Consider the following 12,469-nt stretch of genomic DNA (forward strand, 5'->3'; position numbering starts at 1 on the left):
GTGAAATTCACCATAGATGCAAATAATCATTTTAAACTAATTGACAATCAATAACGATTAAAGTAACAGTTATGGACAATAAAATACGGCATTCGATTTTGAAGGGGATGGGCAAGATAGTGCAAATAGGGATGGTATTGTTCGTGTGTTCAGCCGTTGCTGTGGGTCAGGACAGGATGGCCACGCTTGAGAAGAACAGGGTGGTATATAACGGGATACCCATAACTCAGGAAGTTGATGAGTCTACGGTACTCAATAAAATTATTTCTATATCCGTACATGAGGTCCCTCTGCTGGAGACGATTAAAAAAATAGCCGTAAAGGCTAATCTGGAAATGGTATACAACAGCAAGCTGCTGGCAGAAAAAGATCATTCTATAACCACGAGTTTAGAGCAGATTACCGTTGCGGAGGCGCTTTGGGCGGTGCTGGCAGAAACCAGCCTGCGATTTGCTGTTTCTGCCGACAAGCAGCTGGTACTATTGGAGCAAAAAGACGCTAATAATTCTCACCAACAAATTCCTGCCGCCACCCAAGAGACCGTTACCGGTACTGTTACGGACGGGCAATCCCGCGAAACCCTGCCCGGGGTGAATATATTGGTAAAAGGAACAACAACTGGGGCATCAACTGATACTGAAGGGAGTTTTGAGCTGTCCGTCCCGTCCTTGCAGGATACACTCGTGGTTTCATTTGTGGGATATCAAACACAGGAAGTGCCAATAAGCGGAAGAACAGAAATTGATGTTGTATTGCAGCCCCAAGCTATTGCAGGAGAAGAGTTGGTAGTGGTTGGGTATGGAACACAAGATAGACGGGAGGTAACCGGATCTATTAGCAGCATCTCAGGTGAAGATGTTGCCGCAAGGACCTCTTCAGTCAATGTGACGACAGCTCTGCAGGGTTTGACGTCGGGCGTGACAGTATCAGATTTGGGCGGTGCTCCGGGAAGATCACAAGCCCAAATTAGAATTAGGGGAGTAACGTCACTTGATGATAATAACCCATTATTTATTGTAGATGGGGTTGAACAATCATATGAAGATATCAATCAAAATGATATCGAGTCAATTACCGTCCTGAAAGATGCCTCCTCTACGGCTATTTACGGATCAAGAGCCGCTAATGGAGTTGTGTTAATTACAACGAAGAGGGGACAAGGAGAATCGATTCAGGTCGATTTGAACTCGAGTATTGATTTTCAAAATTTGACGTTCAAACCGGAGCATATGGCTACCGAAGAATATTTGCGCCAACAAAATATTGCATATCAAAACGCTGGCGACCCACCCATATATTCTGAGGAAGACATACAGAAATATGTTTCGCAAAGTGATCCCCTGAATTATCCTCTTCCGAATGACTGGTACAATATAGTTCCTCGGGATAATGCACCCATGATCAAAAATTCAATTTCTATATCTGGAGGGGGAGAGCATCTGAGCACATATGCAAGCGCCAGTCATTTTGACCAGCAAGGACTTATGCCCAACACAAATGCACAGCGATACCAGCTGCGATTAAACAATGATATTTATGTAACAGACTACTTAAGTTTTACGGCCGACTTGAGAATAGGGAGAAATGATCTGTTTGGGACACCTCGAAGCACTCCCGGTGCAAGTGGTCCAATGCGCCTATTCGATCATGCAACCCAGTTTGCCGTCCCCCGGTATCCTGATGGCACGTATGGTTTAAGTCCCCAAAACCAAAATGTATTAGCTGAATTTGATCCCGATATAAGCGGAGGTATTGCAGAAAGAGATTACTATACCATAGGCAATATTTCGGGTACTTGGGATATTACAAATGGTTTGGCTTTTACTTCTCGGGTTGCTGTAGAAGCAGAGCGGTTTATACGAGAAGAAAATTATCCAACCTATCAGATCAGGGATTATTTCAATCCGGATCAGGTACTCAGGGAGAGACAAATCAATTCGTTGACTGAACGCAGGGATGAGACTCTTAAAACTACTTTATATAACACACTTGATTACAGTTTTGGGATAGATGTGCATCAATTTGATTTTTTAGCGGGATACTCTCAAGAAACATTTGATTACAAACGTGTTGATGCCAGTGGCAGAAACTTATACAACAATGATTTAAGAGATCTCTCACTAACAGAATCCGAAACGAGAGACATTGGGAGTACAATAAACGATTGGGGATTGAGGTCATTTTTTAGTCGTCTTAATTATAATTATGACCAGAAATATATATTTGAAGTTAATTTAAGGTATGACGGATCTTCTCGGTTTCCTGAAGGTAGTAGATATTCTTTCTTTCCTTCGGGCTCTCTTGCTTGGGTATTGTCCGAAGAATCTTTTTGGGAGCCTTGGGAGACTACCGTTGATGAATTTAAGATTCGGGCATCGTGGGGAGAAACAGGGAATCAAAATGTAGGGTTATATACCTATTTTGATGATTTAAATATCCTTTCTAATACGTATGTATTTAATAATAACCCGGTAACTGGTGTGGCTAAAAATAGTGTGGCAAGTACAGACTTGAGATGGGAGACCACGAAGCAGTTAAACTTCGGATTGGATGTATCATTTTTAGAGGGTAAATACTCTGTCGTAATTGACTGGTATAGAAAGAATACGGAAGGTATCCTTTTGGAATTACCTATTTCGGGAGCCGTTGGTCTTAATCCTGCCGCTACAAATGCCGGAGAAGTACAAAATACGGGCTGGGAGTTTCAGATTGAACATCGCAATCAGCTAAGCGAGGTTTTTTATTCTGTATCTTTCAATTTGTCTGACGTCCGAAATAAAGTTTTGGATTTGGCGGGAACCGGACCTTATTATAGTGCTGAAAAAAATACTCTCGTACGCCAGGTGGGTACTCCGATTGATGCACTATGGGGATATAAAACAGATGGTCTTTTAACACAAGAGGATATTGATCAGGGGTACCCTACCTTCTCGGCTGATGGAACCGCTGGCGATATCAAATATGTCGATACCAACAATGATGGACAGATTACCGCTAATGACAGGGAAGTGATAGGTAATACGATCCCCCGTTTTAATTTTGGAGTCAACCTTAACTTAACTTGGAAAAACTTTGATTTTAATTCCCAGATTCAGGGGGTAGGAAAACGGGACATGATGATATTCGGAGCTTATGCAGAAGCAGGAAGCTGGGCGGGATTTACTCCGGCTGCGGCAACGGATTACTGGACACCTGAAAATACAGATGCACGTTTTCCTCGTCCACAGAAGTTTGCCCTTAAAAATACAGAACCTTCCGAATGGTGGATAATAGATGGATCTTATATTAGGGTGAAGAATCTTCAGATAGGATATAATTTACCTGAAAATATAACAGATAAAATTGGTATCAGAAATGTTCGAGCCTTCATAGGAGGGACCAATTTTTTTACTATCACCGAAATGGAAGACTGGGGTAAAGATGCTGAAACCCCAACCGGAAGAGCAGACCGCTATCCGCCCGCTAAAACATATACAGTAGGAGTAAACGTGAAATTTTAAAGAAATAAAACTGTATCTCTAAAAATTTAAAACAGGCTATCTTATGAATACTTACCGTTGGTCATCATCTTGCTTACTCTTGTTAGTTGGTATCTCTATCCTTTTTTTAGGGTGTGAGGGGGGCATTTTGGATACAACCCCTCAGAATACTCTGAATAGCGAAATCTACTGGCAATCCGAGGAAGATGCTTTTAGTGCCGTTAATGCGATCTATAATGAATTGCCGGGAGTCGGTGAAATGGCCTGGGATAGATATTCGGACATCGGTAATCTAATGTCTCCGTCAGGTGACTGGGCTTCTATTCAGCGAGGTGAGCATGGAGCCAGTACAGGGTTATTTCAAAATTACTGGGATTCCAATTATCAAACGATAGGCAGGGTTAATTACTTTCTTGAAAACGTTGATAAAGTCCAGGAGAATGATCCAGCCGCTTCTGAAAGCTTGCTGACCCGCCTGCAGGCCGAAGCCCGGGTAATCCGTGCCATGACGTATATGCGCATGAGTTTTTGGTTTGGTGATATTCCTCTTGTCACATCTTCAATTTCAGTGGAAGAGGGACGTGGCCTGGTGCCAGCTACTCGGGAAGAGATCGTTGATTTTATTGATAATGAATTAACTCAGGCAGCCGGGAACCTTCCGGTTGAATATGCCTCATCGGATGATATAGGCCGGATTACAAAAGGAGCAGCCTTGGGGTTAAAGGCCCGGGCAATGATATATAATAATAGATGGTCCGATGCCAGAGATGCTGCGCTTGAGGTTATGAACCTGGGCGTATACGATCTGTATGACAGTTATGAAAATTTGTTCGGATACGCCGCCCAGAATAATGATGAGGTGATCCTGGATCGCCAATATACCCGAGATGATCATTCCCATAGTTTTTTTGAAGCATATGCTCCCCGTATGATGAATGGGAGTGTGGGAATAAGTCCCACCCGAATATTAGTCGATGCCTATGAAACAGAAAACGGATTGTCTATAGAAGAGGATCCATCGTATGATCCACTTGATCCCTATTCAAATAGAGATCCGAGACTGGAATATACTTTATTTCTTCCGACTTTTTCTGATGATGTGCCGGGAAGCGAACTATATAATGGTGAGATATACGAAAACAGACCCGGAACCGGGACAGCTGACGAGATTATTATTCAGCAAAATAGGACCAATACCGGATTTAACACGAGAAAATATGTGAATCCGGAAGATATGAGCGATCGATCAAATAACGGAACCAATTTTATTTTATTGAGGTACGCTGATATATTGCTGATGTATGCTGAAGCAAAGATTGAATTGAACGAAATAGATGCCAGTGTATACGATGCCATTAATGAAGTGCGGCAACGACCTGATGTAAATATGCCTGAAATAGCGAATACCGGTCAATCCCAGGAAGAGATGAGAGAGATTGTTCGAAATGAACGGATGGTTGAGTTGGCAATGGAAGGTCTGAGATACTGGGATGTGATCAGATGGCGTATAGCTGAAGATGTACTGCAGGGAAATGTTCCTGGCATGGATTATATACCGGTGGGCGAAACGGAACCCGTTCAGTTTGTATCGGGAATTATTAACCGTCATTTTGATCCTGACCGTCATTATCTTTGGCCAATTCCTGAACAGGAATTGACGATCAATTCTAATCTGACGCAGAATCCCGGCTACTAATCAGTTGATAATAGCCAGATTGATAACATCAAAGTTATAGGAATAAGTGAAGCTATTACATTAGCCGCTACTTTATCTTTTTGATCTAATACAAAAAATAATATGAAAAATATTAATGCGATTTTACTTTGTTTACTTGTCCTGAGTGCAGGCTGTCAATCAGCCGATACACAGGACAAAAATGACTTGCCTAATATTGTCTATATTTTAGCGGATGATTTGGGCTATGGAGAGTTAGGGGTTTATGGTCAGGAGAAGATTGAGACGCCCCATATCGATGCCCTGGCCCGCAATGGCATGACCTTCACCCAGCACTATTCGGGATCTCCGGTCTGTGCTCCCTCACGGTATATGTTGTTGACAGGCAAGCATCCTGGCCATGCCTATATTCGTTCCAATGGTGACCGGGATCTGCCGGAGGGCGTTAGTCTGGATGATTATGAGAATCGTTTTGAAGCGATGTTTGAACATCCGGAAATAGAAGGGCAGATTGCACTGCCGTCTTCCACGGTAACGATTGCCGAGGTACTTAAACAAGCGGGTTACCGGACAGGAGCCGCCGGAGGGAAATGGGGGAATGGCGGACCAAATTCCGAAGGACATCCCAACAATCAGGGTTTTGATTTTTTTTATGGTTATCTTTGCCAACGGCAGGCGCACACGTATTATCCAACTCATTTGTGGAGAAATGACGAGCGTATTCTGCTCGATAATGAGCTGGTAAACCCGCATCAGGACCTTCCTGAAGATCTGGATCCGTATGATCCGGAAAGTTACTCGCGATTTCATGATCAACCGGATTATTCGGCGGAAGTTATGTTGGATGAAATCCTTGGCTTTATCGATGGCAAGCGTAGTGATCCCTTCTTTCTTTTTGTACCCTCAACCATTCCGCACGTCTCTCTACAGGCTCCTAAGCGATGGATCGATTACTATCTTGAGAAGTTTGGGAATGAAGAACCGTATACGGAGGGAAGTTACGTTCCGGTCCGATATCCCAATGCCACATACGCGGCTATGATCTCTTATCTGGACGAGCAGGTCGGTGCAATTGTTGATAAACTTAAGGAACAGGGAGTATATGAGAACACTTTGATCATGTTTAGCAGTGACAATGGGCCTACCACCGGAGGCGGAGTCAATCCCGAGTATTTTAAAAGTGCTGGACCCTTTTTAAATTTCAAAAATAATCAATCAAGAGTAAAAGGCCATCTTTATGAAGGTGGAATAAGGGTACCGATGATTGCCACATGGGAAGGCGTTATACCATCTGGTAGTACTACCGACCATATGTCTGCTTTCTGGGATGTATTACCTACACTCAGTGAGATTGCCGGCGTGAATCCACCCCGGGAGGTTGACGGCATTAGCTTTTTGCCCACCCTCAAAGGAGAGGAAAGTGAGCAGAAGAAACACGACTATCTATACTGGGAGTTTCCGTCCTATGGGGGACAACAGGCCGTACGCATGAACCAGTGGAAAGGCATCCGGAAAGATATTATGACGGAAGGAAATCTGGAGATCGAGCTCTACAACCTAGAAAAGGATATTCGTGAAGAGAGCGATTTAGCTGACCAGCATCCCGAAGTAGTCGACAGCATACGGACCATCATGGAGCGCGAGCATACGGTCCCCGAGCTGGAACGGTTTCGCATGGAAGCGCTGGGGGATTAATAAAAAATGAGAACTGAATATTACCCGGCACATCAGGGAAATAGTTTGCAACCAATGAATTATATATCATAGATATATGATCAATATCCGTATCGCGTTATCCATTTTACTATGCGTGCTTGCCGGGTGTGCAGCGACTGAGCCCGAGGAGGCTGAGCAGCCGAATATTATTTATATTCTGGCCGATGACCTGGGGTATGGTGATATAGGAGCGTACGGACAGGAAAAAATCGAGACCCCCAACATCGATGCGCTGGCCCAAAATGGGATGACCTTTATCCGGCACTATTCGGGGGCGCCGGTCTGCGCCCCGGCTCGCTATATGCTAATGACCGGCAGGCATCCCGGGCATGCCTATATTCGGGGTAATGACGAGTGGGTAGCCCGGGGCGATGTGTGGAATTATGAAAAGATGGCGGCCAATCCGGCTCTGGAGGGACAGCGTCCGATTCCGGACTCAACCATTACAATAGCAGAAGTGCTGCAGCAAGCGGGTTATAAAACCGCGGCCATCGGCAAATGGGGACTGGGCGCACCGTTTACGGAAGGAGTCCCCAACAATCAGGGCTTTGATTTCTTCTTTGGATACAACGGCCAGCGGCAGGCTCATTCCTACTATCCCATTTATCTTTGGCGGAACAACCAGCGTGTAGCCTTGAGCAACGAGCTGGTGCCCCCACACCAGGGACTACCGGAAGGTGCCGACCCCTATGATTCCGAAAGTTACGCGCGGTTTCACGAACAGCCCGACTATGCCCCGGAGCTAATGGGCAGGGAGGCCCTGAGATTTATAGAGGCAAACAGGGACACTTCCTTCTTTCTGTATTTTGCCACCAACATCCCCCACGTTTCTCTCCAGGCGCCCCGGCGATGGATCGAGCATTATCGGGAGAAGTTCGGCGATGAAGAACCCTATGTATCAGAAGACCGGGGAGGCAGGGTGCAGTACACGCCCGCGCGCTACCCGAATGCCACCTATGCGGCAATGATTTCGTACCTGGACGAGCAGGTGGGCCAGCTGGTGGCCAAACTCAAGGAACTGGGAGAGTATGAGAACACGCTGATTATCTTTACCAGCGACAACGGTCCGCTTAACGGTCTTGGAGTTAGCCCCGAGTATTTTGACAGCGCGGGGCCCTTCTCCAACCAAAACGGCCGGGTCAAGGGCTCGGTGCACGAGGGCGGGATCCGGGTGCCGATGATCGCCAGCTGGCCGGCACAAATTGAAGCGGGCAGCACGAGCGACCACCTGTCGGCCTTCTGGGATATCATGCCGACGCTAAGCGAGGTAGCGGGGACGGAGCCGCCCGGGCATATCGACGGCATCAGCTTCCTGCCCGTGCTGCAGGGGAACGAAGAGGATCAGCCCCGCCACGACTACCTGTACTGGGAATTCCCGGCAAGCAGCGGCCAGCAGGCGGTGCGGATGGGCCGGTGGAAAGGGATCCGCCAGAACATTATGTCCGAGGACAACCTGGATATTGAACTGTACGACCTGGAGGAGGATACCCGGGAGGAGCGCAACGTAGCCGGACAGCACCCGGAGGTGGTCGACAGCATCCGGACCATTATGGAACGGGAGCACACAGTTCCCGACATAGAGCATTTTAGAATGGAAGCGTTAGCAGACTAAATAATTACCTGAATCCGGAGTTGGGGTTTTAAGTATGTTCTTCTTCTAAGAATCTGTTCGATTTTGTGTTGCAGGACGAAAAGTTTCAGGCATGAGTCCTGCATCAAAGTGTGATTGTACGGGTTCCACTTATAAATTGTCTTTTCTGATTTACGTTTCATCAATTTAATGCTGTCAGAGACGAAGGAGAATATGTGGTTTATATCTGCCGGATGAGGTACTGGAATAAATATATAACAAAATTGTTTCAAAAAAATTTTGAGCAATTAAAGGATAAGTAGGGTCATACAGTTAATACAAATAGGATTTTCTTAAGAGTGATAAATATAATAGGAAGGATTTTTAAAACTGTCTTTGGCCGGTTAAAGTACGTTGTTCTTAACGTCTTAAGCTTATCGAAGCCGGTAGAGGCCAAAAAACGAACACAACAACTTCTTCATCTTGGTTTTGTTGGTATCAATAGGCGGGGACAATGGCATCTGATTAGGCATTAAGAATTATGGGTGTAGAAAATCCCGCTATATATGAAATTAAACAGAGCCGTGTTAATACTGAAAAATGATGGGTGGAACAGATAGGTTAGTTAATACATGAAATCCAGTTTATTCATTTGAATGTATTATAATTACGCGCTAATGGTCGATCCTGAATTCCAAAATCATATAAAGTGAGTATATAATACCTATCTTAAAAATTATAAACCATGGACATCTATAAATAAATCCGGCTTTTAAATCTACAGAATTTAGGAAGTTAGCCCACAAAATTGCTCAGAAATATCTGTCAGAAATAGAAATTTCATTGATTCTAAAAGGGAACGGTCTTCCTATTTACATTAGCAATAAATGGATGTATCCAGATGGTAATTTCCCTTCTAGCCGTACCCTGTATGCTTGAATATTTTTACTCTGCTATTCTGATAATCAAAATTCGGGTTATACCAAATAATATCTCCGTCCTCTTCTTCAAAGCCATCGAAATAATTTATGTCTAAATCTGCAAAGTATTTCTCGAATAAAGTATCATGGTTCAAAGAAAATATATTTAAAGTATCTAAATTTTGATGATCAGCTAATTGTGAGAGGAGATCTAATCCTTCAGGTTCATATCCAAGAAGGTTAAATCTTAAGACGGGATCTATGAAGTTTAATGTATTATGTGTATGGAATTGCAACAAAAAAGTAGACAGTGAGTTAAGCTCGTCATGCGGTTTCCGGTTGTTGTGTTAAATTCTGTTCGGTTTGGGCCGGGGTTTGGTAGTCCAGGGAAGAATGCAGGCGCTTGTGATTATACCAAATTTCAATATAGTTAAACAGCACCCGCCGCACCTGGGAGTAGCTACAGCCGCTGGTGTCGGCCGGGAGCTCGGCTTTCAGGGTTTTAAAGAAACTCTCAGCCGGAGCAATATCCCAACAATTTCCCTTGCGGGACATGGATTGGGTGACCTTGTAGGTCTGCAGGGCGCCGGTAAAGTCCGCGGCGGCATATTGGATGCCGCGATCCGAGTGAAACAGGAGTCCCTCGGCGGGCCGCCGCCGGGAACAGGCTTGGTTCCAGGCGGGGACTGTAGTCGCCTCGGTGGCCATGCTCTCGGCCAGCGACCAACCGATGATCTGCCGGTAGGCCAAGTCCATGATGGTGGTCAGATACAGCCAGCCGCCGGAGCTCGGCAGGTAGGTAATATCGCTGACCCAGGCCTTGGCCAATTGCTCGGCCTCAAAGTTTCGCTCCAGCAGGTTGGGCGCCACCGGCAGGGCATGGCCCGAATCGGTGGTCGCAGCCCATTTCGGGCGGATTTGGGAAGCAATGCCCGCTTTTTTCATCAGACGCGCTACACGCGGGCGACTGAGGGTCTCCCCGTCGGCCAGTAGCTGGTGGTGGATACGTGGGCTGCCATATGTTTTTGCGGATGCTTCCCAGATCCGGCGTATTTGTTGGGTAAACTCCTTGTTTTCCAGCGCGCGCTTTGAGGGCCCGCGACCGCGCCACCGGTAGTATCCGCTATGGGATACGCCCAGGGTCTGGGACATCTTTACTATGGAAAATTGACCGTTGTACTCGTCCATAAATTGATACCTTACTTGGGGTGGTTGGCAAAGATGCCCATGGCCTTTTTTAAAATATCACGCTGGGTTTTAACGTCAGTTAGCTCGCGGCGTAGTTGAGCTATCTCTTTTTCTTGCGGGGTTTGTTTTTCCACCCCATTGCCCGGGAAACTGCGCTCGGGGTCGGATTTAAATTCCCTGTGCCAGCGATAAACGAGCTGCGGATGAAGCCCTAAATTGGTGGCAAGTTTCGAAATGTTATCACAGTGTTCACTTTGATTGACAACGTCTAATTTAAATTCAGCAGTATAGGTTGTTCGTGTTTGTTTTTACTCATGGTATGGTTTGGTTAATGCGATAACCGTAAGGTATACCTTAACCGAGTGTCTACCAAAATGTAGCAAGTTCACTTCTTTCCTAAATAGTTAAGTTTCTTTAACTAATGTTTGATTATAGTTTTATATAAATAAGTTATTAATAGAACCGTTTTCCTCTTTTTTTAATTTGTTCTAGTAAAAAATACAGATAGATTTAGACTCTATCCCGAGATTTTTATTTGATAAACATCGATCATTCAACTCTTTAATTAGCACAAACTCGATGGGTAAGGACCGAATATAACTCCTTCCGGCCTCACAGCTCACTATGAGATGTAACGCCGAATGAGTACATTCAGAAACATCACATAACGCCCGATTCTCTACTTCTGACCGGGTGAATTACGGGGAGGGGCTCAATTTTGAGCCCTGCTCAAAGTACAATAGGATTGGATTACGGGTTGTCGGGACCTGAAGATGGACGGGTTCAAAGACTTTCAACAAGAACAAAAAAATCTTCAGAGGAAGACTACTAAACAAACAGCCATAGCTGCGTAATTTTTACAGAAAAAATTGCCCAAGCCATAATTTTTTTAATATGTAATTCAAATAACTTGATTTTGATTTAAAGATTACTACTTTAAAAAGGAACTATCCTTAATAAATATAGCTAAGGGATTAGTGGTGAAAGTTTGGATAAGGTCTATCCAGACAGTTTTTAAGAAATCAAAAGAAGCAACGGGTGGGGTAATATGGCTGATGTTCCGTTCAATAATAATACTGCACAAAAATACGGGGAGAACACGGGGCAGAAAAAAAGAGAATTCGAAGCTTTTTTCCGGCTCACCTATGAGCGTTTGTGCAGCTTTGCATTTGGCTATGTTAACAGCAGGGAGGAAGCTGAAGGTATTGTACAATCGACCTTTCTGAATGTATGGGAACAGAAGGATCTTTGGGACGATTTTGAGAGTGCAAAAGCCTATATGTTCAAATCAGTTCGTAATAGAGCACTCAACTATAAAAAGCATGAGAGAGTAAAACAGGAATCTGAGCCGGAAATTCAGCTCCGCATGAAGGAGTGGAAAGGGTACCAAGATTCCGATACTTTAATAGCAAGAAAAGTAGAAGTTATTCGCAATGGGATCCGGGAGCTTCCGGAACGGCGTCGGGAAATTTTTAAAATGAGCCGTGAGCACGGATTGACTTACAGGGAGATTGCCGATGCACTGGATATATCTATTAAAACGGTAGAAACGCAAATCGGCCGTTCGCTTAAATACCTGCGTTCTTATGTAGCTGATCATAATTTTATTATGATACTGGTCATGCTTATCTCGATTTAATGGCGCGACAATGCACCTGAAGTTAAGAGTATTGTGTGCTTGGTTACGTTCTATTAGTATATTCGATATTTCGTTCATGGTACTCTCTCCAGGATCTAGTTCTGTTGATAGTTCTCATTTACTTCCTCTTCCTGAACCTTACATTATATAATTTATTGGGGCATCAATGCCGATATTATGTCGAAATGCCCGGCTTTGTGTAGTCCTAACTTGGCACTTTAGCTATTTCCTATCAGGCTAAAAAAAGATAGACAGCGTTTTAAGAGATTTTAGCAATACTGT

6 protein-coding genes and 1 pseudogene are annotated in these 12,469 nt (G+C 44.5%); 5 read left to right on the forward strand and 2 right to left on the reverse strand.

Features of this window, described 5'->3' with window-relative positions; genetic code table 11:
• Positions 1 to 71 precede the first annotated feature (71 nt).
• The 4 genes from BUB16_RS02340 (at position 72) to BUB16_RS02355 (ending at position 8,482) form a co-directional block, all read left to right on the forward strand.
• On the forward strand, positions 72 to 3,500 hold the full coding sequence (locus BUB16_RS02340; protein WP_084087971.1) for a SusC/RagA family TonB-linked outer membrane protein: 3,429 nt from the start codon (positions 72 to 74) through the stop codon (positions 3,498 to 3,500).
• Positions 3,501 to 3,627: 127 nt separating this feature from the next.
• Positions 3,628 to 5,175, forward strand: a complete 1,548-nt coding sequence (locus BUB16_RS02345; protein WP_170864250.1) for a RagB/SusD family nutrient uptake outer membrane protein — start codon at positions 3,628 to 3,630, stop codon at positions 5,173 to 5,175.
• Between the two features lie 102 nt (positions 5,176 to 5,277).
• Positions 5,278 to 6,849, forward strand: a complete 1,572-nt coding sequence (locus tag BUB16_RS02350; protein ID WP_073059223.1) for an arylsulfatase — start codon at positions 5,278 to 5,280, stop codon at positions 6,847 to 6,849.
• A gap of 76 nt (positions 6,850 to 6,925) precedes the next feature.
• Positions 6,926 to 8,482, forward strand: coding sequence for an arylsulfatase (locus tag BUB16_RS02355; protein ID WP_073059224.1), 1,557 nt, complete (start codon positions 6,926 to 6,928; stop codon positions 8,480 to 8,482).
• Between the two features lie 1,202 nt (positions 8,483 to 9,684).
• Here the strand turns inward: BUB16_RS02355 and BUB16_RS02365 are convergent.
• The gene (locus BUB16_RS02365; RefSeq protein WP_073059226.1) at positions 9,685 to 10,548 is read right to left on the reverse strand and encodes an IS3 family transposase; all 864 of its coding nucleotides are present in this window, start codon (positions 10,546 to 10,548) and stop codon (positions 9,685 to 9,687) included.
• 11 nt (positions 10,549 to 10,559) lie between these two features.
• Positions 10,560 to 10,841 (reverse strand): annotated as a pseudogene (locus BUB16_RS22005) (transposase); the annotation flags it as partial.
• 755 nt (positions 10,842 to 11,596) lie between these two features.
• Here BUB16_RS22005 and BUB16_RS02375 point away from each other — a divergent pair.
• Entirely contained in the window at positions 11,597 to 12,187 is a 591-nt protein-coding gene (locus BUB16_RS02375) for an RNA polymerase sigma-70 factor (RefSeq protein ID WP_073059227.1), read from the forward strand.
• Positions 12,188 to 12,469 lie beyond the last annotated feature (282 nt).

This window comes from Fodinibius roseus, from assembly GCF_900129315.1.
Taxonomy (GTDB): domain Bacteria; phylum Bacteroidota; class Rhodothermia; order Balneolales; family Balneolaceae; genus Fodinibius; species Fodinibius roseus.